This is a genomic window from Elioraea thermophila (ex Habib et al. 2022) (assembly GCF_003336755.1).
GTDB classification, from domain to species: domain Bacteria; phylum Pseudomonadota; class Alphaproteobacteria; order Acetobacterales; family Acetobacteraceae; genus Elioraea; species Elioraea thermophila.
On sequence record NZ_QMDI01000006.1, the window covers coordinates 454,818 to 475,738 of the forward strand.

Genomic DNA, 20,921 nt, shown 5'->3' on the forward strand with positions numbered 1-20,921 from the left:
AAAATGCTTGCGACGGAGCTGGATTTTTAGACCATCCGCCACTCATCAGCGGAAAATGGGGCGGGGCGAGGGGTCCCGGCCGGGCGGCGTATCGTTTTTTGACGAAAGTGATGGTTCTGGCGCGCGGTCCGGTTGTGTGATAGGCATGTGCGGAATGTCACGCGCAGGAACGAGCTTGCCTGCTAGGGTAGGGCGCGGCTGGAACGGCGCCGCCGACCGGCCAGGCGGGTTTCCCGTACCTGCAAAGGCCCGTATGGTCGCCCCGGCCTCGGCTCCCCGCCGCGGGCGGGAGGGACGAAGCGGGGCGGATGACGGTTCGATCCGGGCGCGACGGGTGGCGCGTTCCGCCATGCCAGCGCCCGTGACGTGAGGAGATGGGACGAGACTTCCATGCAGACAGGGCGAGAGCATACCCCGGGGCGTGACGGCAGGGCCGGCTTGGCGCTCGGCGGTCGGGCGCGGCGTGCGACACAGCTCGGACTTCTCGTTTTCGCCTGCGGCTTGGCCGCGGCCTGCGGCGGGTCGGGCGGCGTGCCTGTGCCGGCGGCCGACACGCGGCCGCAGCTGCCCGCCTTCGATGCTCCCGAATACGTGATCGGGGCGGGAGACACGCTCTCCATCCAGGTCTATCGGCTGCCCGATCTGTCCGCCACCGTTCCTGTCCGGCCGGACGGCCGGATCTCCACGCCGCTGGTGCAGAACATCGTCGCCGCCGGGCGAACCCCATCCGAACTCGCACGCGAGATCGAGCGCGAGCTTCGCCGCTTCGTCCGCGAACCCACCGTGACCGTGCTGGTGACCTCCTTCGTCGGCCCCCCGGCGCGGCAGGTGCGCGTGGTCGGCGAGGCCGCCCAGCCGCTCGCCATCCCGTTCCGGGAGGGCATGAGCGTGCTCGACGTGATGATCCAGGCCGGGGGCCTGACGCGCTTCGCCGCCGGTAACCGGGCGGAAATCGTTCGGCGCGAAACTCCCGGCGGTCCGGCCCAGGTCATCCCGGTCCGGCTGGCCGACCTGTTGCGGGACGGTGACATGTCGCAGGACTTGCCGATGCGGCCCGGCGACACGTTGGTCATCCCGCAGAGCTGGTTCTGAGCCGGTTCTGACCGGGGCGCCGCGCCGGCACGATCGGCGCGGCGCATGATGGAGGGTCGAGGCGTTGGATCAGATCGTACAGATCCTCAGACGCATGGTCGCGGCCAGCTGGCAGCACCGCTGGAAGGCGGTGCTGGTCGCTTGGCTGGTCTGTCTCGTCGGCTGGGCGGTGGTGCAGCGCATTCCGGATCAGTATCGCGCCACCGCCCGCATCCACGCCGACGTCGATGCCGTGCTGAGCGCCGTGCTCAGCAACATCGCGGTGGACGGGTCGCCGCAGAACCAGGTCGACCTGCTGGCCCGTACCCTCCTCACCCGGCCGAACCTCGAGCGGATCATCGCGCGAACCGACCTCGACCTGCGCGTCAGCACGCCACAGGACCGCGAAGCGCTGATCCGCGAGCTCGGCAACGCGATCAAGATCGGCACCTTCCGCGGGCGGAGCTCGGTGTTCAGCATCGAGTATGTCGATCGTGACCCGCGTCTGGCGCGCGACGTCGTGCAGACCGTGGTCACGCTGTTCATGGAACTCGCCACCGCCGCCGACCGCCAGCAGCTCGAACAGGCACGCGCCTTCGTCGAGACGCAGATCCGCAACTACGAGGCACAGCTGCGGACGGTGGAGCAGAAGCGGATCGAGTTTCGCAACCGCTACTTCGACCTGTTGCCGCTCGAGCAGGGCGGGATGAGCCGCCTTGACCACGCGCGCGAGCGTCTGTCCACCTTGCGCGGCGAGCTCGAAGATGCCCGCCAGCGCCGGGCCCTCCTGCAGGCGCAGTACGAAGAGATGCAGCGCGCGCCGGCGCGGACGGCTCGCGCCGGCGGGGCCGATCCTCAGCTCGCCGCGGCGGAGCGGACGTTGCGTGAGCTCCTGCTGCGCTACACCGACGAACACCCGGACGTGGTCGCCACGCGTTCGATCATCGCCCAGCTGCGTGGCCAGGGCGGCCGGGGCGGCGGCGGGACGACGGCAAGCGGTGGCGCGGTCGCCGCGGCGCCGACGCCGCCCACCACCACGCTCGAACAGGTGCGGCTGCGGATCGTCGATCTCGACGGGCAGATCGCCTCCCTCGAGCGCCAGATCGAAGAAACAACGACGCGGGTCAATCGGCTCGAGGCATTGTTGCGCACCGTGCCGCAGGTGCAGAACGAGTTCGCCAACCTCAACCGCGACTACGACGTCCTGCAGAAGAACTACCAGGACCTCATCGCGCGGCGCGAGGCGCTGCAGATCGCCGGCGCGGCCCGGCGCGAGGCTGAGCGGGTCCGGCTCGAGATCATCGAGCCGCCGGTGGTGCCGCTGACCCCCGAGGCGCCGAATCGACTGCTGCTGTTCACCGGCGTGCTGGCCGCCGGGTTGGCGGCGGGCGCAGCACTGGCGCTCGTCCTCGGGCAGCTCGATACCAGTTTCTACAGTCTGCGCGACCTGCGCCAGCTCGGCCTGCCCGTGCTCGGCGCGGTGTCGGAGGCGGAGCCGCCGAGGATGCGCTTCGCCATCGTCACCTTCCTCGTCCCTCTGTTGGCTCTGCTCGCCGCCTACGGCGCGTTCGCGCTCGGCTTCGATGCGAAGCAGTTCGCCGACCGTGTGCCGGCCATCGTGACCAGGTTGCTGACATGAACGTGCCCCCTCTCCGCCCGCCTGGACGCGATCGCCAACACCTCGTCGAGCGTGCGGTCGAGGCGATGGGCGTGTCGCTGTCGGGCACCGAGCCCCGTGTCGTGCCGGGTCCGGCGGCGATGCCGCCGCCGACGGGCACCTCGCCGTCGCCCGCACCTTCCTCGCCGCGTCCGGCCGACGCACCGCCGGCCGCCCCCATCGGGCGCGAGGCGCTGACGGCGCTCGGGCTGATGGTCGGCTCAGCCCAGGGTGCGCGCAGCCGGATCTCCGAGGAGTACAGCGTGGTACAGCATGCGGTGCTGCGCACCGTGCGGGCGACCCCCTCCGTCGACGGCCGCTGCGGACGGATCATCATGATCACCTCGGCCCGGCCCGGCGAAGGCAAGACCTTCACTGCGCTGAACCTCGCCGCCGCACTGGCGCAAGGGTCGCAGCGCGCGGTCGTGCTGGTGGATTGCGACGGCAAGGCGGGTTCGCTGACCGATCGGCTCGGCCTGCGCGACCAGGTCGGGCTGTGCTGCCTGGCCGCCGACCCGCAGAGCCGCGGCTCGCCGCCCCTGCAGCCGACAGCCGTGCCGCGCCTGTATGTTCTCGGCTACGGTCGCAGCGGGCGACCCGGCAGCTCGCCGCCGGCCACCCTCGGCGCCGTTCTGCTCCGTCTCGCCAACGCCTACCCCGACCACCTGTTCGTGCTCGACACGCCGCCATGTCTCGCCACCGCCGAGGCTTCGCTTCTTGCCCCGGTGGTCGGCCAGGTGGTCATGGTGGTGCAGGCCCAGGCGACACAGCGGGCTGAGGTCGAGGCCGCACTCGACCTCGTCGACACCTGCCCGAACATCGAACTCCTGCTCAATCGTTCACTCTTGCGCGGTCACGACACCTTCGGCGCATATGGCTACGATGACTACCACGCGCCGGCGGCCGACCGCTCCTGAAACCCTCCCTTTCGCGACCCACCCTGCGCCACGGGTGAGACCGCGGCGAAGTCTGCCGCGCCCTGTCGCGGGAGCGATGGTCCTGGCCTCGCTCCTCAGCGCCGGTCGCCCCGCCGGAGCCCAGGTCGAGGCCAGCCCCGCCCCTTCGGCGGCCGCCGCCCCGGCGCCGCGGCCGGCCGCTGCCCCGCCGGCGGTCGATCCCTCGGCCGGCCTGCGCCCCGGCGGCCTCGGCTTTCCCTTCACCACCGTCGGCGGGCTGCCGGTCGGCCAGGTCGGCTGGTTCGTGCAGCCGAGCCTCGGCGTGTCGGTCGGCTTCGACGACAATGTCCGTTTCACCGCCCGCGATCGGAAATCGGACGTGTTCGTCAGCGTCTCGCCGGGTATCCTGGTGCGCGGTGACACCCCGCGCATCACCACCACGCTGAGCTACACGCCGGTTGCCACCTTTTACCTGTCGCGCAGCGAGGAGAACCGGCTGTCGCATTTCGGCACCGCCCGGGCGCTCGCCACCGTGGTCCAGGATCGCCTGTTCCTCGATGCCCGCGCCGCCGCCTCGTCCAGCGACCTGTTCGGGGCCTTCGGCGACGATACGGTCGGCGGGGCGCGGCGCAACCAGATCCAGACCGTCTCGGCTTCGATCTCGCCCTATGCGGTGCAGCGTTTCGGCGGCCTCGCCGTGGCCCGCGCCGGCTACATCTTCAACATCACCGACCAGTCGCGCCAGGACACGTCGCGTCCGGTGCTGATCGACGACCCGGTGTTCGGACCCATCCGCGCGCGCAGCTTCAGCCCCTCGAGCTTCATCTCCCACACCGGCTACCTGACGGTGACCAGCGGCGAGGACTTCGGCCGCCTGCTGCTCACCGGCAACCTGCAGGGCACCACCTTCGACGGCGACGGCATCTACGACGGCGCACGCCGCTGGGAAGCCGCAGTCGGTGCCGGCTACGGACTGACGCGCTGGCTCTTCGTGCTCGGCGAGGTCGGCTACGAGAACATCAAGTACAATACGGTGCCGAAGACGGACATCTCCGGCATGATCTGGAGCACCGGCGTGCGGCTCGTGCCGTCCGACACCTCGGAGGTCACCGTCCGCTACGGGCGGCGCGATGGGTACGAGGCGTGGCAGGGCGACGGCGCGACCAACCTCTTCGGCCCGCGCACCCGGCTGTCCGTCAGCTACAGCGACCGCTTGACGAACTCGGCCCTGCGAGCGGCTGAACTCTTGCAGACGACGACGCTCGATCCCTTCGGCAACCCGATCTTCACGGCGAGCGGCACGCCGGCCCCGCTCAGCGGCAATGCCGGCCTGCTCGGCTTCCAGGATGGGCTCTACCGCACCCGCACCGCCTCCGCTTCGATCCGGCATACGCTCGAGCGCGACGTGTTCGTGCTCTCGGTCACCCACGAGAACCGCCGCCCCTACGCCGCCGATCCGCGCTCGCGCCTGCAGACGCCGACCGACGGCACTTCGATCGGGTTGAGCTGGTCGCGCCCGCTCGACGAACTGACCAACCTGACCAGCTATGTGCGCTACGGCGTGCGTTCGATCGGCGCCGGCCGCGGCGGCGACAGCAGTTTCTACTCCGCCGGCGCGGTGCTGACCCACGCCTTCTCCGAGACCCTGTCGGGGGCGCTCAGTTACCGCCTCGACGTGCGCGAGGACGATGTCGGCGACGACACGATCTATCGCAATCTCGTGGTGGCGTCGCTGCGCAAAACGTTCTAAGGGCCACCCGGCACCAAGGGCGCGGCCGATGTACATCGACTACTACGGGTTCACCGGCCATCCGTTCCTGATGACGCCGGATGCGCGTCTCTATTTCCCATCCACGGTGCACAATCGCGCGCACGCCCATCTCGTCTACGGGCTTGCCCAGCGCGAGGGCTTCGTCGTCATCACCGGCGAGGTGGGTGCGGGCAAGACGACGCTGGTCGAGAAGCTGTGCGCCGAGCTCGATCCGGCGTCGTATCGGATCGCCCGCATCTCGACCAGCCAGGTCTCCGGCGAGGACCTGCTCCGTCTGGTCGCCGATGCCTTCGAGGTGCCGTCGGACGGGCCGAAGGCGGCCTTGCTGCGCGGCATCACCGAGGCGTTGCGCACGGGGGAACGGATCGGGCGCCGCCACTTGCTCATCGTCGACGAGGCGCAGGCGCTTGCCCCCTCCGCCCTTGAGGAGCTGCGCATGCTCTCCAACGTCACCGAGGAGGGCCGGGCGCTGCTGCAGACCATCCTACTCGGCCAGCCGCAGCTGCGGCGCATCATCGCGAGCCCCGACCTCGACCAGCTCCGCCAGCGCGTGCTCGCCTCCTACCACCTCGGCGGGCTGTCGCGGGAAGAGACCGCGGCCTATGTCGAGCACCGCATGCGGGCGGTGGGTTGGGCCGGCCATCCGGCCTGGGGCGAGGGCGCGCTCGAGGAGGTGCACCGCCACACGGGCGGCATCCCGCGCCGCATCAACCGCCTCTGCGGCCGCGTGCTGCTCGGCGCCGCCCTCGAACAGGCCGACACGCTGACCGCCGATCTCGTCCGTCTCACCGCGCAGGAACTGGAGGAGGATCTCTCCGCCGGGGCGGAGAACGCGCGCGCGCCCGTGCTGCGCGCCGAACCGGCCAGCCCCTTTCCGGCGGCTTCCCTCTATCCCGCCGGCGACCCGCACGCCGGCTACGGTGCCGTGGTCGCCGACCTCGCCCGTCGGATCGAACTCCTCGAGATCCAGTCGGCTCGGCGCGAGCGCGTGTTCAACCGGCTGATGGACCTGTTCGCCGCCCTCGATCTCAGGCGATGACGGCGATGGACCGCCACGCCCTCACCGTCGACGTGGAGGACTGGTTCCAGGTCCAGGCTTTCGCCGAGGTCATTCCGCGCCATTCGTGGGACACGCTGCCGCGTCGGGTCGTCGCCAACACCGACCGTCTGCTCGACCTGTTCGCCGAGGCCGGCGTGCGCGGCACCTTCTTCGTCCTCGGCTGGGTGGCGGAGCGTCACCCGGACCTCGTTCGCCGCATCGCCGGTGGCGGACATGAGATCGCGAGCCACGGCTACGGACACGAGCTCGTGCACGCGATCGGACCCGACCGCTTCCGCGCCGACATCCGTCGCGCCAAGGCGGTGCTGGAGGATTGCGCCGGCACGCCGGTGGTCGGCTACCGGGCGCCGACCTTCTCCATCGGACGCCGCCGCACGCCCTGGGCGCACCCCGTGCTGGCGGAGGAAGGCCACCTCTACTCCTCCTCCATCTATCCCGTTCGGCACGACCTCTACGGCGAGCCGGAGGCGCCGCAGACCCCTTTCCGTCCCCACCCGGCGGGCGTGGTCGAGGTGCCGATGACCGTCGCCCGTCTCGCCGGCCGTGCGGTGCCGTGTTCGGGCGGCGGCTGGTTCCGTCTGTTTCCCTATCCGCTGTTCCGCCGCCTGCTGCGCCTTGCCGCCCGGTCGGGGCCGGTCATGTTCTACACCCATCCGTGGGAGATCGATCCCGCCCAGCCGCGCGTCGCGGCCGCACCCTTGCGCTCCCGGCTTCGCCATTACCTCGCACTGACCCGTACCGAAGGACGGCTCAGGCGGCTCCTCCGCGACTTCGCCTGGGACCGCGTCGATCGCGTCTACGCTCCCGCCATCGCGTCCAGCTGAAGCGATCGGGCTATCCGGCCATGATGCCGAGCGCGAGCCGACGCAGCGTCGCCGACCTCGTCTTCGAGGGCGGCCTGCTGTTCCTGGCATTGCGGGTGTTCAGCCGCGTCCTCGGTTTCGCCGCCTTCGCGGTGAAGGCCCGGGTTCTCACCCAGTACGACTTCGGCCTCATCGGCAGCCTCACCCTGGTCACCAGCTTCGTCGGCATTCTCGGCGCGCATGGCGTGTTCGACCGGCTGATCCGCATGCCGGAGATGAGCGAGGCCGACGTGCATCGGGCCTGGACGCTGAAAGCGTTGTTCAATTTCGGCATCGCCGCGGTCTTGGTCGTGCTGTCGAACCCGGCGGCCCGCTTCCTCAACGAACCCGACCTCGCCCCCGCCCTTCGCGTCACCGCGCTGCGGCCGATCATCACCGCACTGGAGTCGCCGATCTCCGTCCATTGGGCGCGCGCCCTGCGCTTTCGCCCGATGGTGCTGTTCGCGATGCTCACACGGCTGATGGACGTCGTCTTCTCGACGGCCGGGGCGGTCATCCTGCGCTCCTACTGGGGTCTCCTTTACGGCACGCTGCTCGCCTTCGCGTGCCAGACTGTCCTCACCCATGTCCTAATGCCGTTCCTGCCGCGGCCGCGGCTCGACAAGTCGGGCGAGTTCCTCGCCTTCTCGCTGTGGTCGCTCGTCCATTCGTTGGCGAACTATTTCGCGATGAGCGCGGATGAGCTGGTCGTCCGGCGCCGGTCGGACACCGGCGTGTTCGGCCTCTATCACGTCTCCCGCGACCTCTCCCGCATCTTCGTCTCCGAACTCGTGCTGCCCGTGGCGGCGCCCCTGCTCGCTGGGCTTGCCCGGATGTTCACGCTAGGGGGTCGCCGCTTCCTGGCCGCCGCGACCAAGGCGATCGCGGCGGCCGCCCTCATCTCCGCCGCGGTCGGCTTCGGCATGTCCGCCACCGCGGGCGAGGCGGTCGCAATCGTGCTCGGCGGGCGCTGGCAGGGGGCGGTGCCCATCCTGCAGGTGATCGCGCTCGGCGTGGCCGCGCTGGCGGTCGCCGAATTGCACCGCCCGGTGATGGTCGCCTTCGGCCGGATCCAGGTCTCCACCCTGCTGTGGGTCGGCCGCGCCGTGGTGAAGATCGCCGTCTCCGTCGTCGGTTTTGCCCTTGGCGGGGCGCACGGGGTTGCCGTGGCCTTCAGCCTGTCCTGCACCATCCTGCTGTTCGTCGACTACGCCGTCGTCTTCCGCGCCCTGGGCGGCCGCGCGGCGACGGCGTTCGCAGTCCTCTGGCGGCCGATCCTCGCCGGGGCCGTCATGCTCGCGGCCCTGCTCCTGCTGCCATGGCCAACGGGCTGGCCGGTGCTCGCGACCGCCCTCGCGAAGGTCGCCCTCGGCGCCGCCATCTATGGCGCGGTGGTGGTGCTCGCCTGGCGCGCCGCCGGCAGACCGCAGGGTGGCGAGTCCGTGCTGCTCGAACGACTGCCGGCCCCCGTGCGGCAGCGGATCACGCGGATCATCGGCGCGCCTGCCGCGCCGGCGGTCGAACCCTCGACATGAGCGTGCGCATCCGCCCGCTCGACGACGCCTCCGCCCCGGCCTGGGACCGCTTCGTCCGCGCCACGCCGGAGGCGACCTTTTTCCACCTCTCTCCCTGGGCGCGCGTCATCCGCGCGGTGTTCGGTCACCCGACCTTCTACGCCTACGCCGAACAGGACGGGGCGATCGTCGGCGTGCTGCCGCTGGCGCGGATGAAGACGCTGCTGTTCGGCGACCTCCTCTCGTCCACCCCGTTCTGCGTCTATGGCGGCATCGCTGCCGCCACGGCGGAGGCCGCCGCCGCGCTCGAGGCCTACGCGATCGACACGCAGAGACGCCTTGGCGCCCCGGTGCTCGAGTTTCGCCGCATCGCCGCCGAGGACCCGGGTTGGGTCGGCCGCCCGCCTCTCTACTTCACCTTCCGCAAGCCGTTCACCATCACCGGCGACGACGAGAGGGACATGGCGGCCAACATCCCGCGCAAGCAGCGCGCCGAGGTGCGAAAGGGATTGAAGCGCGGGCTCGTTGCGGTGACGAACCAGGACGCCGACGTGCTGCACCGCGTCTACGCCGAATCCGTGCGCAACCTCGGCTCACCGGTGTTCCCTCGTCGCTACTTCCGCGCCCTGCTCGCCGCCTTCCCCGGCGAGGCCGACGTCACCACCGTGCTCGCCGAAGGAAGGCCCGTCGCCTCGGTGCTGTCGTTCCATTTCCGCGATGAGGTCCTGCCCTACTACGGCGGCGGCACCTGGGCCGCGCGTTCCCTCTCCGCTTCCGAGGTGATGTACTGGGAGGTGATGCGGCGCGCAGGCCGCGAGCGGGGCGCGACGCGGTTCGATTTCGGCCGCTCGAAGATCGGTACCGGTGCCTTCGACTACAAGAAGAACTGGGGTTTCACGCCCGAACAGCTCCATTACTGCTACCGCCTCGCCCCCGGCGCCGCCATTCCCGAGAATAACCCGAACAACCCGAAGTACCGGCTGTTCATCGCCGCCTGGAAGCGCCTGCCGGTGCCGATCGCCAACCTGCTCGGGCCCCCGCTCGTGCGCGGCCTCGGCTGAGCGAGACCGATCAGCACCACGCCCCAGCCACGTGCCGGATTGACCCCATCGCGCCGGACACCTTCAATGCGCGCGAGGCGGCGCACCGAACGCCGCACGCAACGAGGCTCTCGGGAGGACCACCATGCGACTCGCCGTCACCCTGCTCGCCGCCACGCTGGCCGCCGTGCCGGCCACCGCGGAGGCGCAAGCGCTCCGTTTCATGACCGGTCCGCAGGGCGGTGTGTGGGTGCCGCTCGGCGGAGCGCTGAAGAACATCTGGGAACAGGCGATCCCCGGCATGTCCATCCAGGCCGTGCCGGGCGCGGGGGTGGCCAATGTGCGCGGCATCGAGGAGGGCCGCGCCCAGCTCGGCTTCGGCAACTCCATCAGCACGGTCGATGGGCTCGCCGGCCGCCCGCCCTTCCCTGCGCCCACGCGCAAGGTGTGCAATCTCGCCACCCTCTACCCGCAGTACTTCCAGGCCGTCGTACTGGCGGATTCGGGAATCAACCGCCTTGAGGACTTCCGCGGCAAGACGATCGTCATCCAGCCGCGCGGCAACACGGCCGAAGTGATCACGCAGCAGATCCTGCAGGTGGCCGGGCTGACCTACAACGACATCCGCGCCTCCTTCCAGGCCTCCTACACCGATGCGGTGGGCCTGTTGCGCGACGGCAACGCGCACGGCTTCACGCTCGGCACCGCCATTCCGGCGAGCTCGGTGATGGATCTCGCTTCGGCGCGCGCGATCCGCGTGCTCGACCTCTCCGCCTACATCGAGGGCTTGCGCAAGCTGAACCCGGGCTATGTCGGCGTGCCGATCCCGGCCAACACCTATCCCGGCCAGCGCGAGACCGTAACGGTGCCGGGCTATTTCACGCACCTGATCGCCGCCTGCGACCTGCCGGAGGCGATGGTGCACGCGATGGTTCGCGCCGTGGCGCAGAACGTGGAGGCGATGGCTGCCGTCTACGCCGGCATGCGCGGCCTCACCCCGAAGGAGATGGCGATGGACATCGGCGTGCCGTTCCATCCCGGGGCGGAACGGTTCTATCGCGAAGCGGGGGCGCTCGGCGGCTGATCCGCCGCATCCCCGAGGCGGGAGGGGCGGAGGCGTGACCTACGCGCGGCTCAGCGGGTGGCTGACGGGCGGCATCGCCGCGGCGATGTCGGCCTACCACATCTGGACCACCGCCTTCGGCCCGCCGGAGGCCGTGTTCTTCCGCGGCACGCACCTGATCTTCGCCTTCGCCCTCGTCTTCCTCACGAGCCCGCTGCGGCGACGGCCCACGCCCGGCATCGAGGACTGGATCCTCGGCCTGATCGCGGTCGCCTCCGTCGCCCACCTGTTCCTCACCTACGACCAGGTGGTGAACAGGATCATCTACATCGACGACCCCACACCCGCGGACACGCTGTGGGGCTGGCTGTGTGTGGCCTTGGTGCTCGAGGCGACGCGGCGCGCCGTCGGTTGGGCGCTGCCGGCAACCGCGCTCGTCTTCCTCGTGCTCGGTGCCACGGTCCTCAAGCAGCCCCTTCCCATCCTGCTGGACCAGCTCTATCTCACCACCGAGGGCATCTTCGGCTCCACCTTGGGCGTCTCGGCCGGTTTCGTCGTCGTGTTCGTGCTGTTCGGCGCGTTCATGGAACGATCCGGCGTGGGGCGGCTGTTCATGGACTTCTCGCTCGCGCTCACGGGCCGCTCCGTCGGCGGCCCGGCCAAGGTGGCGGTCGTCTCCTCCTCCCTGTTCGGCTCGGTCTCGGGGTCGGCGGTGGCGAACGTGATGGTCACGGGCCAGGTGACCATTCCGCTGATGATCCGAACGGGGTTCCGTCCGGCCTTCGCCGCCGCCGTCGAGGCGGTGGCCTCCACAGGCGGGCAGATCATGCCGCCCATCATGGGGGCGGCGGCCTTCGTCATGGCCGAGTTCCTGCAGGTGCAGTACTTGCAGGTGATCGCCTGGGCACTCCTGCCCGCCATCCTGTTCTACGTCGCGGCCTTCGCCGCGGTGCATTTCGAAGCCCGTCGCACGGGGCTGGCCGGGCTCTCGCGCGAGGAGGTGCCGCGGCTCGCGCGCGTCGTCGCCGACCAAGGGCATCTCGCCATCCCGATCGCGATCGTGCTGGGCGGGCTCTTCCTCGGCTACTCCGCCCCCCTCTCCGCACTCGCCGGCACGGCGGCCTGCTTCCCCGTCGCCGCTTTGCGTCGCTCCTCGCGCGAAACGGTAACGTTTCGCAACGTCTGGCGCGCGCTCGTCGAGGGTGCGACCGGCTCGCTCGCCGTCGCCATGGCCTGCGCCTGCGCCGGCATCGTGATCGGCGTGATCACGCTCTCCGGCTTGGGCATCGTCTTCACGCAGTACGTGCTGGCGGCGGCGCAGAACAGCCTGCTGCTCGCGCTCGTGCTGACCATGGTGGCGGGGATCATCCTCGGCATGGGCATGCCGACCACGCCGGCCTACATCGTCATGGTCTCGCTGCTCGTGCCCGCCCTGATCCGGCTCGGCGTGGTGGCGCCGGCGGCGCACATGTTCGCCTTCTACTTCGCCATCCTCTCCGCCATCACCCCGCCCGTCGCGCTCGCCGTGTTCGCCGCCGCGGGGCTGGCCCGGGCGGACCTCTGGGCCTCGGGCCTCGCCGCGGTGCGGCTGGGGGCAGCCGGCTACATCGTGCCCTTCATGTTCGTGCATGCGCCGGCCCTCCTGATGATCGGCGCGTGGTGGGAGGTGGCGCATGCCTTCGCCACCGCCTCGGTCGGCTGCGTGCTGCTCGCCGCGGGGCTGCACGGTTGGCTGATCGCGCGCGCAGGCTGGCTCGAGCGCGGGCTGATGATCGCCGCGGCCTCCACCCTGATCCAACCCGGTCTGATGACGGACCTGATCGGTGCCGGCCTCGCCGGTGCCGCCATCGCGCTGCAGGTCGGCGCGCGGCGCCGCGCGGTGGCCGCGCGCTGACGTGCTCGCGCTCGTTCAGGCGGCGAGACGGTCTCCGAGCGTATCGAGCGCGGGCAGGCGCGCGATCGGCCCGATCGCGGCCAGTGTGGGGCGGGCGCGGAACAGCCGCCGCGCGAGCGCCGACACCTCCTCGGTCGTCACGCCCTCGATACGCGCGACCGTCTCCTCGGTCGGGATCACCCGGCCCCAGGTGAGGAGTTGGTGCGCGAGCTGCTCGCAGCGGGCGGAGGTGCTCTCCAGCGCCATCAGCACCGAGGCCTTCACCTGCGCCTTCGCGCGCTGAAGCTCCTCCTCCGTCACCGCCCGCTGCACGGCGGCGAGCTCGTTGACGACCACGGGCACGAGTTCGGCGAGCTCCTTCTCGCCCGTGCCGGCGTAGATGCCGAACAGGCCGGCGTCGTCATAAGGAGAGGCGAAGGCGCTGATCGCGTAGACGAGGCCGCGCTTCTCCCGCACCTCCTGGAACAGCCGGCTCGACATCCCGCCGCCGAGCAGCGTGGCGAGGAGGAGCGAGGCGTAATAGGCGGGGTCGGAGAAGGAGACGGAGGGAAAGCCGAGCACCAAGTGCACCTGGTCGAGATCGTCCTCTTCCCGCGACTCCCCACCCATGTAGCGCGCCGCTGCCGCGGGCTCCGCCACGCCGGCCGGCAGATCCGTGAAGTGGCGGCGAACGAGATCGAGAAACGTGTCGTGCTCGATCGCCCCGGCGGCGGCGACCACCATCCGTTCCGGTGCGTAATGGCGCCGGAGGAAGGCGATGAGCGCCTCGCGCGGCATCGCCCGGATGGTCTCCTCCGTCCCCAAGGTCGGCAGGCCCATCGGCTGGCCGGGGAAGGCCGCCTCCTGGAAGCGGTCGAAGACGAGATCGTCGGGCGTGTCGTTGGCTTGCCCGATCTCCTGTAGGATCACGCCCCGTTCGCGTTCGAACTCCTCGGCGTCGAACACCGAGTGCTGCAGGATGTCGGCGATGATGTCGGTGGCCAGCGCCGCGTCCTCCTTCAGCACCTTGGCGTAATAGGCGGTGCGTTCGCGCGCGGTGTAGGCGTTGAGATGGCCGCCCACGTTCTCGATCTCCTCCGCGATCTGCGCGGCGGCGCGGCGGCGCGTGCCCTTGAACGCCATGTGCTCGAGGAAGTGCGAGACGCCGTTCTCCTCCGCTCGTTCGTGGCGCGTGCCGGCGGCCACATAGGCGCCGAGCGAGACGGTGGCCACGCGCGGCATCGTCTCCGTCACCACCGTGAGCCCCGAAGGAAGGCGCGTGATACGGATGGCTGGGTCGTTGCTCATGCGGCGTTCCTGAGTGCGTGCGCGCGGATGCGGGATTCGATCAGGCCGAGATCGTTCGGCACGACCTCGTAGCGTTCCTCGCGCGTCATGAGATCGGCGAGATTGGGGGGAAGGGCGGGCCGTTCGCCCACCGCGCGCTCCACCGCATCGGGGAACTTGGCCGGGTGCGCGGTGGCGGCGACCACGACCGGGATCCCACGATCCTCCGGCGCGCAGGCGCGGGCGGCGGCAAGCCCGATCGCCGTGTGCGGATCGGCCAGGTATCCGCTCTCGCGGCGCGTGCGCGCGATCTCGGCCAGCGTCCCTTCGTCGTCGAGGGCGAAGCCCGCGAACATCCGCCGCGACTCCTCCCACGCCGCCGGCGGGATCGGCATCCGGCCCGTGGTGCGGAAGGCGCGCATCGTCTCCGCCGTGCGTGCCGCGTCGCGGCCCAAGAGTTCGAACAGCAGGCGTTCGAAGTTCGACGACACCTGGATGTCCATCGACGGCGAGAGCGACGGTACCACCGGCGCGATCGACATGTCGTTGCGCAGGAAGAACCGCGTGAGGATGTCGTTGCGATTGGTGCCGACGATCAGCCGCGCGACAGGCAGCCCCATGCGGGAAGCCGCCCAGGCGGCGAGCACGTTGCCGAAATTGCCCGTCGGCACGGCGAAGGCGACGGGGCGGTCGGGCGCGCCGAGCGCGAGTGCGGCCCAGGCGTAGTACGGGATCTGCGCGGCCACACGGGCGATGTTGATCGAATTGACGGCCGAGAGGCGAAGCTCGTCGCGAAAGGCACGATCGGCGAACATCGCCTTCACCAAGTCCTGGCAGTCGTCGAACGTGCCCTCCACGGCGAGGTTGGCGACGTTGGCGGCAGCGACGGTGGTCATCTGCCGCCGCTGCACCTCGCTCACCCGCCCGTGCGGGTGGAGGATGACGATGGCGAGGTTGTCGCGGTCGCGGCAGGCCTCGATCGCGGCCGAGCCGGTATCGCCCGAGGTCGCCCCGACGATGGTGATCCGCCGCCGGCGCGCCGCAAGCACGCGCTCGAACATGAGGCCCAGAAGCTGCAGGGCGAAATCCTTGAAGGCGAGGGTGGGGCCGTGGAAAAGTTCGAGGACGAAACGGTGTGGTGCGACCTGAACGAGCGGAGCGACCGCCGGGTGAGCGAAGCGGGCGTAGGCCGTACGGCAGAGCGAGCGCAGCGCCTCGCGGTCGAAGGCAGGGGCGGCGAAGGGAGCAAGGAGTTCGGCGGCGAGATCGGGATAGTTGAGGCCGCGCAGGCGACGCCATTCGGCCGGCGAGAGCTCCGGCCAGGCTTCCGGCACGTAAAGGCCGCCGTCGCCGGCGAGGCCGGCGAGCAGCGCGTCGTCGAACGCAAGCGCGGGCGCCTCGCCGCGGGTCGAGATGTAACGCATGGCGGGCGAGAGGTAGGGCGGAACGCGGTCAGGCGAAAGATGCGGGCGCGTAGCGTGCGCGAAGGTGGGCGACGAACACGGCGGGGTCGAGCGGGCGGCCGGTCGCGGCGGTGACGAGCTCGTCGAAGCCGAAGCGGGCGCCGTGCGCGTGCACGTTGGCGGCAAGCCAGGCGACGAGGGGTGCGAGGTCGCCTTGGGCGAGCGCGGCCTCGAGGTCGGGAATCGCCTCGCGCGCGGCCGCCATCATCTGCGCCGCCGCCATCGCCCCCAGCGTGTAGGAGGGGAAATAGCCGAACAGCCCGTCATACCAGTGGATGTCCTGCAGCACGCCGCGACGATCATCCGGCACGGCGAGGCCAAGGAGGCGCGCGAAGCCGTCGTTCCAGGCCGCCGGCAGGTCGGCGACCGCGAGCTCGCCCGCGATCAGCGCCCGCTCGAGACGCCAGCGCAGGATGACGTGCAGCGGATAGGTGACCTCGTCGGCATCGACGCGGATGAAGCCCCGCCGCACGCGACGCCACAGCCGGGCGAGGTTGGTCGGAGCATACGCCTCGGCCGCCCCCCCGAACGCCTCGGCGAGACGAGGCCCGAGCCAAGCGAGGAAGGCGTCGGAGCGGCAGGCCTGCATCTCGACGATCAGGCTCTGGCTCTCATGCGCCGCCATGCCGGCCGCCTCGCCGAGCGGCTGGTGGGCCCAGGCGCGCGGCAGATGGCGCTCGTAGAGGGCGTGGCCGCACTCGTGCAGCACGCCGAGAATGGCCGGCGCAGGGTCGGACTCGTCGTAGCGGGTGGTGATGCGGGTGTCGGTCGGCGTGCCGCCGCAGAACGGGTGGGTGCTTTCGTCGAGGCGGGCGGTGGCGAAGTCGAGCCCCGCGCGTTCGGCGAGCATCCGGCAGAGACGGCGCTGCGCCTCCGCCGGGAAGGGGCCGGGCAGCGGAAGGGGCGGAGGGGCGGCGGCCTGACGCGCCTCCGCCTCGGGCAGCAGGGCGAGGAGGTCGCGTTCGAGTGGGGCGAACAGTTCGGCCACCCGCGAATCCGTCAGCCCCGGCTGGAACCCATCCAGCAACGCGTCGTAGGGAGCAAGGCCCGTGGCGGCGGAAAGGGCCGCGGCCGACTCGCGCGCCAGCCGCACCACCTCCACGAGCAGGGGGGCAACGGCGGCGAAGTCGCACGCCGCGCGGGCATCGCGCCACGCCGCCTCGCAGCGCGAGTTGGCGCGCGCCGCCGCCTCCACCAAGGCGGGAGGAAGGGCGGTGGCGCGGAGATACTTCCGCCGCATCAGGGCGAGGTTGCGCCGATCGAGCGCGGAGAGGGCGTGGGCAGAGGCCTCGGCTGCGGCGAGCTCGTCCCCCACCTCCGGCGCGGTGAGGATGGCGTGCACGGTGGCGGCAAGCGCCGCCGTCTGCTCGGCCCGAGCCTCGGCCGACCCGCGCGGCATGGTCACCGAGGTGTCCCAGTGCAGGATGGAGGCCGCCTCCTCGAGCAGGGCCAGGCGGCGGAAGCGGTCGCGCAGACGCTCATAGGCCGAGACGGCGGGCGGGGTGGCGTTCATGCTCGCGCGCGCTCCTCGCGCAGGAGTTTGCGGGCCCAGGCCACCCAGAAGGCGATCAGGGCGACGGCAAGCCCGTACCAGGTGATGGCGTAGCCGAGATGGTCGTTGCGCGGCATCGCCGGGCGGCGCTGCGGAATGGGAGGCTCGCGGTCGGTGCCGATGGCGGCGATGGCGAAGGGGGTGGAGCGATCGAGCCCCACCGCCCGGTTGATCACGTCCGGCTGGAACGCCCAGAAGCGGCGGTCGGCCGGCTTGTCGTCCGGCGTGAACCAACCGCGGCGTTCGGGCAGCATCAGGAACCCCACCACCGTCACCTCGCCCTCCGGCTTGGGGACGGCGAACGGCGCCTCGTAGGGCACCCAGCCGCGCACGATCCAGACCGGGTCGCCCAGTGCACGCTCGAGCGGCGTGAACAGGTAGTTGCCGAGCCGGCGGTCGCGCTCATACACGCCGACGAGGACGGAGAGGTCGTGCCGAAAGCGCCCCGTCACCGCGAAGCGACGAAAGACGACGGCGGCCGGATCATCGAGCTCGGCGGGCAGCGGCTCGGGCGGCAACGCCTCCGCCGCGCGCAGATCCGCGATCCAGGCGTTCTTCCAGGCGAGCCGCTGCACCTGCCAGGTGCCCAAGGCGAGCAGGATGGCGAGCGCCACCGCGGCGGCGACGGTCGGCCACAGCAGCACGCGCCAGGCGGGACGGGGCAGGGAAGCGGCGCTCACGCCCTGCAGATAGGGCGGTTTCACGCGCCCTGCATCTCGCGCCGGCGATGGCGGTACTGCAGCGCGATCAGGGCAGCCTTGGCCGGGCGCATCACGGCGAGGGCCAGCGGCACCGAGAGCACCGGCCACAGCACCGCGTGCAGCCAGAGCGGCGGTTCGAAGGCGAACTCGACCCACAGCGCGGCGACGACGATGACCACGCCGAGGACGAAGATGCCCGCCACCGCCGGGCCGTCGCCCGCGTCATGCGCGCGCAGATCGAGCCCGCAGGCGGGGCAGGTCGGACGGACGGCGAGCACGCCGTCGAACACCGAAGCCTGGCCGCAGGCCGGGCAGCGGCCGAGGAGTGCGGCGCGGACAAACGGCACGGGGGGCCGAGGCCCCCCGCCCGAGGCGCTTGCGCCCGTGGGGCTCAATGGGGCGCGATCTCGCCCGCACCCCACCAGTAGATGGAGACGAACAGGAACAGCCAGACCACATCGACGAAGTGCCAGTACCAGGCGGCCGCCTCGAAGCCGAAGTGGCGTTCGGGCGTGAAGTGGCCGGCAATCGCGCGGGCCAGGCAGACGCTGAGGAAGATGGTGCCGACGATGACGTGGAAGCCGTGAAAGCCGGTGGCGAGGAAGAACACCGACGGATACACGCCCTCGCGGAAGCCGAACGGGGCCGACCAGTACTCGTAGGCCTGCACGGCGGTGAACAGCAGGCCGAGCAGGATGGTGAGTGCGAGGCCCGCGATCAGCCCGTTGCGGTCGCCCTTCAGCAAAGCGTGGTGCGCCCAGGTGACGGTGGTGCCGGAGAGGAGCAGGATGATCGTGTTGAGGAAGGGCAGGTGCCAGGGGTCGAAGGTCTTGATGCCCTCTGGCGGCCAGATCGCCTTTTCCGCCCCCGAGACGTGTTCGGGGAACAGCGCGAAGTGGAAATAGGCCCAGAAGAAGGCGACGAAGAACATCACCTCGGAGGCGATGAACAGCATCATGCCGTAGCGCAGGCCGAGGCGAACCACCGGCGTGTGCAGGCCGGGCGTGCGGCTCTCCTTCACCACGTCGCGCCACCACAGCGCCATGGTGGCGAGCACGGCGACCAGGCCGAGCCAAAGGAACAGCGTGGTCTTGTAGTGCATGTACTCGATGGCGCCGAAGGCGAGCAGGCCACCGGCGAAGGCGCCGACGATCGGCCACGGCGACGGGTCGACCAGATGATAGGGCTGCTTGATGCCCGAGGGCTCGACGGCGGGGGCGTGGGGGTCGCTCATCGGCGGAGGTCCTTGCGAAGGCGGAAGAGGTTCGTTGCGCTCATCGGATCACCCGCCGCTCGCCGGGAGCGGGTGGGGCGGTGTTGGGGGTGAAGCCGCCGACATGCGGCCCGGCGGACGCCAAAGCGCCGGCGCGGTCGGCGTCGTTCAGCGAGCGGAAGAAGGTGTAGCTCACCGTGATCACGCGCACGTCGCGCGTGTTCGGATCCTCGAAGATCGCCGGATCGACCCAGAAGGCGAGCGGCATGTCCACCTCGCGCCCGGGCTCGAGCGTCTGTTCGGTGAAGCAGAAGCAGGCGATCTTGTTGAAGTAGCGCGCGGCCTTCTCGGGCGTGACGTTGTAGGTGGAAATCCCCGTCACCGGCCGGTCGGCTTCGTTGCGCGCGACGTAGAAGGCAAGCCCCTCCTCCGCCCCGTGCAGGGTGATCGAGCGCTGGGCGGGACGGAACCGCCAGGGCAGGTCGCCGTTCACCGAGGCGACGAACTCCACGCGGATGGTGCGTGCGTCGCGTGCCTCCGGCACGGCGGCATTGATCATCGGCGTGCCGCCGAAGCCCGTGACCCGGCAGAACCAGTCGTAGAGCGGCACGGCCGCATAGGACGCGCCGACCATGGTGGCGACGATGCCGGCGCAGATCAGCGCGACGGTGCGATTGCGCCCGGACGGGACCATTTCTGCGGATCTCCGACGTCGGCGAGGCGGCTGACGCTGAGGGCGAAGAACAGCGCGACGAGGCCGAGCAGGACAAGGCCCAGCGCGCGGTTGCGCACGCGCCGCCGTCGCGCGAGTTCCTCGGATTGGGCGCGCGAGAGGTGGGCGACGACCTCGACCGCTTGCGGGTCGTGCTCCTCGGCGCGCGGGGTCGTGGGGTGCCGCGTCTCGCTCACGGCATGAGCCATGCCATGCCTCCGAGCGCGTGATCCAGCGCCAGCGCGCCGAACAGCGCGAACAGGTAGGTGATGGAGAAGCGGAAGCAGGCCCGGGCCGGACGATCGCCGGACAGGCTGCGCCCGGCCTCATCCTGCGCGTCGTGCAGCACCGCCCAGGCATGGCGCAGGAACAGCGCGCCCAGAACGACGGCGGCAACACCGTAGAGCAGCCCCGCGAAGCCGAGCCCGACGGGGGCGAGCGAGGAGCACACGACCAGCACGGTGTAGAGCGCGATCTGGCGCCGCGTCGCACGCGGCCCGGCGACCACCGGCAGCATCGGCACGCCGGCGCGCGCGTAGTCGGCGTGCGCGAACAGGGCGAGCGACCAGAAATGCGGCGGTGTCCACAGGAAGACGATGAGGAAGAGCACGAGGGGGGCGAGATCGATCGACCCCGTCGCCGCCACCCAGCCGATCACCGGCGGGAAGGCGCCGGCGGCACCGCCGATGACGATGTTCTGCGCCGTCCGCCGCTTCAGCCCCATGGTGTAGATGACGACGTAGAAGACGATCGAGAAGGCGAGGATGACGGCGGCGAGCCAGTTGGCGGCGAGCCCGATCAGAACGACCGAGAAGAGGGCGAGGGCAAGGCCGAAGGCGGCGGCATCCTCCGGCGCGATGCGGCCCGCGGGCAGGGGGCGGGCGGCGGTGCGGCGCATCACCGCGTCGATGTCGCGGTCGTACCACATGTTCAGCGCCCCTGACGCCCCGGCGCCGAGCGCGATGGCGAGGAGCGCGATCGCGCCGAGCACCGGGTGCATCGGCTCCGGCGCGATCACGAGGCCCACCACGCCGGTATAGACGACGAGCAGGACGACGCGCGGCTTGAGCAGGAGAAGCCAGTCGCGCGGTTCGCTGCCGGCGAGATCGGGCGCGAGCGCGCCCGCCCCGCCTCGCCCCGTCGCCATTGCCTCCTCCCGCATCGTTTTTCTACCCGATCATTCCGTCGCCGCGAGATCGGCGCGCC

General features: G+C 70.8%; 19 protein-coding genes. 10 read left to right on the forward strand and 9 right to left on the reverse strand.

Annotated elements, in window-relative coordinates; genetic code table 11:
- The first annotated feature begins 390 nt into the window (after window positions 1-390).
- The 10 genes from DWB05_RS12055 (at window position 391) to DWB05_RS12100 (ending at window position 12,808) form a co-directional block, all read left to right on the forward strand.
- Window positions 391-1,092 (forward strand): XrtA/PEP-CTERM system exopolysaccharide export protein, encoded by a 702-nt coding sequence (locus tag DWB05_RS12055; RefSeq protein WP_114377430.1) that lies wholly within the window; start codon window positions 391-393, stop codon window positions 1,090-1,092.
- A 94-nt stretch (window positions 1,093-1,186) separates the two neighbouring features.
- On the forward strand, window positions 1,187-2,710 hold the full coding sequence (locus DWB05_RS12060) for an XrtA system polysaccharide chain length determinant (protein ID WP_114377673.1): 1,524 nt from the start codon (window positions 1,187-1,189) through the stop codon (window positions 2,708-2,710).
- Entirely contained in the window at window positions 2,707-3,645 is a 939-nt protein-coding gene (locus DWB05_RS12065; protein WP_157967184.1) for a nucleotide-binding protein, read from the forward strand. The genes DWB05_RS12060 and DWB05_RS12065 overlap by 4 nt, the downstream gene beginning before the upstream one ends.
- A gap of 76 nt (window positions 3,646-3,721) precedes the next feature.
- A complete protein-coding gene (locus tag DWB05_RS12070; protein ID WP_114377432.1) occupies window positions 3,722-5,374 on the forward strand; it encodes a TIGR03016 family PEP-CTERM system-associated outer membrane protein in 1,653 nt (550 codons plus the stop codon).
- Between the two features lie 28 nt (window positions 5,375-5,402).
- Window positions 5,403-6,434: an AAA family ATPase gene (locus DWB05_RS12075; RefSeq protein ID WP_114377433.1), complete on the forward strand. Its 1,032-nt coding sequence runs from the start codon at window positions 5,403-5,405 to the stop codon at window positions 6,432-6,434.
- Window positions 6,435-6,439: 5 nt separating this feature from the next.
- Window positions 6,440-7,279: an XrtA system polysaccharide deacetylase gene (locus tag DWB05_RS12080; RefSeq protein WP_114377674.1), complete on the forward strand. Its 840-nt coding sequence runs from the start codon at window positions 6,440-6,442 to the stop codon at window positions 7,277-7,279.
- A gap of 20 nt (window positions 7,280-7,299) precedes the next feature.
- Window positions 7,300-8,832, forward strand: a complete 1,533-nt coding sequence (locus tag DWB05_RS12085) for an oligosaccharide flippase family protein (RefSeq protein WP_114377434.1) — start codon at window positions 7,300-7,302, stop codon at window positions 8,830-8,832.
- A complete protein-coding gene (locus DWB05_RS12090; protein WP_114377435.1) occupies window positions 8,829-9,872 on the forward strand; it encodes a FemAB family XrtA/PEP-CTERM system-associated protein in 1,044 nt (347 codons plus the stop codon). The genes DWB05_RS12085 and DWB05_RS12090 overlap by 4 nt, the downstream gene beginning before the upstream one ends.
- A 124-nt stretch (window positions 9,873-9,996) precedes the next feature.
- A complete protein-coding gene (locus tag DWB05_RS12095; protein ID WP_114377436.1) occupies window positions 9,997-10,935 on the forward strand; it encodes a TAXI family TRAP transporter solute-binding subunit in 939 nt (312 codons plus the stop codon).
- Between the two features lie 34 nt (window positions 10,936-10,969).
- The gene (locus DWB05_RS12100) at window positions 10,970-12,808 is read left to right on the forward strand and encodes a TRAP transporter permease (protein WP_114377437.1); all 1,839 of its coding nucleotides are present in this window, start codon (window positions 10,970-10,972) and stop codon (window positions 12,806-12,808) included.
- A 15-nt stretch (window positions 12,809-12,823) separates the two neighbouring features.
- On the opposite strand, the gene DWB05_RS12105 is transcribed toward DWB05_RS12100, so the two are convergent.
- Genes DWB05_RS12105 through DWB05_RS12145 form a run of 9 tightly spaced genes read right to left on the reverse strand, consistent with a single transcriptional unit; the run spans window position 12,824 to window position 20,877 of the window.
- Window positions 12,824-14,095, reverse strand: a complete 1,272-nt coding sequence (locus tag DWB05_RS12105; protein ID WP_114377438.1) for a M16 family metallopeptidase — start codon at window positions 14,093-14,095, stop codon at window positions 12,824-12,826.
- Complete coding sequence (gene thrC, locus DWB05_RS12110) at window positions 14,092-15,498, reverse strand: threonine synthase (protein WP_114377439.1); 1,407 nt, start codon at window positions 15,496-15,498, stop codon at window positions 14,092-14,094. The genes DWB05_RS12105 and thrC overlap by 4 nt, the downstream gene beginning before the upstream one ends.
- Window positions 15,499-15,526: 28 nt before the next feature.
- A complete protein-coding gene (locus DWB05_RS12115; protein ID WP_114377440.1) occupies window positions 15,527-17,050 on the reverse strand; it encodes a carboxypeptidase M32 in 1,524 nt (507 codons plus the stop codon).
- A complete protein-coding gene (locus DWB05_RS12120) occupies window positions 17,047-17,793 on the reverse strand; it encodes an SURF1 family protein (protein ID WP_157967185.1) in 747 nt (248 codons plus the stop codon). The genes DWB05_RS12115 and DWB05_RS12120 overlap by 4 nt, the downstream gene beginning before the upstream one ends.
- Entirely contained in the window at window positions 17,790-18,137 is a 348-nt protein-coding gene (locus DWB05_RS12125) for a DUF983 domain-containing protein (RefSeq protein WP_114377442.1), read from the reverse strand. The genes DWB05_RS12120 and DWB05_RS12125 overlap by 4 nt, the downstream gene beginning before the upstream one ends.
- Window positions 18,138-18,181: 44 nt before the next feature.
- Entirely contained in the window at window positions 18,182-19,024 is an 843-nt protein-coding gene (locus tag DWB05_RS12130) for a cytochrome c oxidase subunit 3 (protein ID WP_114377443.1), read from the reverse strand.
- Between the two features lie 40 nt (window positions 19,025-19,064).
- Window positions 19,065-19,697, reverse strand: a complete 633-nt coding sequence (locus tag DWB05_RS12135; protein ID WP_114377444.1) for a cytochrome c oxidase assembly protein — start codon at window positions 19,695-19,697, stop codon at window positions 19,065-19,067.
- A complete protein-coding gene (locus tag DWB05_RS12140; protein WP_198669157.1) occupies window positions 19,661-19,912 on the reverse strand; it encodes a cytochrome c oxidase system small membrane protein in 252 nt (83 codons plus the stop codon). Before DWB05_RS12140 ends, DWB05_RS12135 begins: the two co-directional genes overlap by 37 nt.
- Window positions 19,909-20,877, reverse strand: a complete 969-nt coding sequence (locus tag DWB05_RS12145) for a heme o synthase (protein WP_408608490.1) — start codon at window positions 20,875-20,877, stop codon at window positions 19,909-19,911. The genes DWB05_RS12140 and DWB05_RS12145 overlap by 4 nt, the downstream gene beginning before the upstream one ends.
- Window positions 20,878-20,921: the final 44 nt, after the last annotated feature.

What these genes read in the sequence shown, in the direction of transcription:
- DWB05_RS12130 (WP_114377443.1), bottom strand. Translation starts at nt 19,024, where the DNA reads ATGAGCGACCCCCACGCCCCCGCCGTCGAGCCCTCGGGCATCAAGCAG.
- DWB05_RS12095 (WP_114377436.1), top strand. Translation starts at nt 9,997, where the DNA reads ATGCGACTCGCCGTCACCCTGCTCGCCGCCACGCTGGCCGCCGTGCCG.
- DWB05_RS12135 (WP_114377444.1), bottom strand. Translation starts at nt 19,697, where the DNA reads ATGGTCCCGTCCGGGCGCAATCGCACCGTCGCGCTGATCTGCGCCGGC.
- DWB05_RS12060 (WP_114377673.1), top strand. Translation starts at nt 1,187, where the DNA reads ATGGTCGCGGCCAGCTGGCAGCACCGCTGGAAGGCGGTGCTGGTCGCT.
- DWB05_RS12105 (WP_114377438.1), bottom strand. Translation starts at nt 14,095, where the DNA reads ATGAGCAACGACCCAGCCATCCGTATCACGCGCCTTCCTTCGGGGCTC.
- DWB05_RS12080 (WP_114377674.1), top strand. Translation starts at nt 6,440, where the DNA reads ATGGACCGCCACGCCCTCACCGTCGACGTGGAGGACTGGTTCCAGGTC.
- thrC (WP_114377439.1), bottom strand. Translation starts at nt 15,498, where the DNA reads ATGCGTTACATCTCGACCCGCGGCGAGGCGCCCGCGCTTGCGTTCGAC.
- DWB05_RS12065 (WP_157967184.1), top strand. Translation starts at nt 2,707, where the DNA reads ATGAACGTGCCCCCTCTCCGCCCGCCTGGACGCGATCGCCAACACCTC.
- DWB05_RS12115 (WP_114377440.1), bottom strand. Translation starts at nt 17,050, where the DNA reads ATGAACGCCACCCCGCCCGCCGTCTCGGCCTATGAGCGTCTGCGCGAC.
- DWB05_RS12085 (WP_114377434.1), top strand. Translation starts at nt 7,300, where the DNA reads ATGATGCCGAGCGCGAGCCGACGCAGCGTCGCCGACCTCGTCTTCGAG.
- DWB05_RS12145 (WP_408608490.1), bottom strand. Translation starts at nt 20,877, where the DNA reads ATGCGGGAGGAGGCAATGGCGACGGGGCGAGGCGGGGCGGGCGCGCTC.
- DWB05_RS12055 (WP_114377430.1), top strand. Translation starts at nt 391, where the DNA reads ATGCAGACAGGGCGAGAGCATACCCCGGGGCGTGACGGCAGGGCCGGC.
- DWB05_RS12075 (WP_114377433.1), top strand. Translation starts at nt 5,403, where the DNA reads ATGTACATCGACTACTACGGGTTCACCGGCCATCCGTTCCTGATGACG.
- DWB05_RS12070 (WP_114377432.1), top strand. Translation starts at nt 3,722, where the DNA reads ATGGTCCTGGCCTCGCTCCTCAGCGCCGGTCGCCCCGCCGGAGCCCAG.
- DWB05_RS12090 (WP_114377435.1), top strand. Translation starts at nt 8,829, where the DNA reads ATGAGCGTGCGCATCCGCCCGCTCGACGACGCCTCCGCCCCGGCCTGG.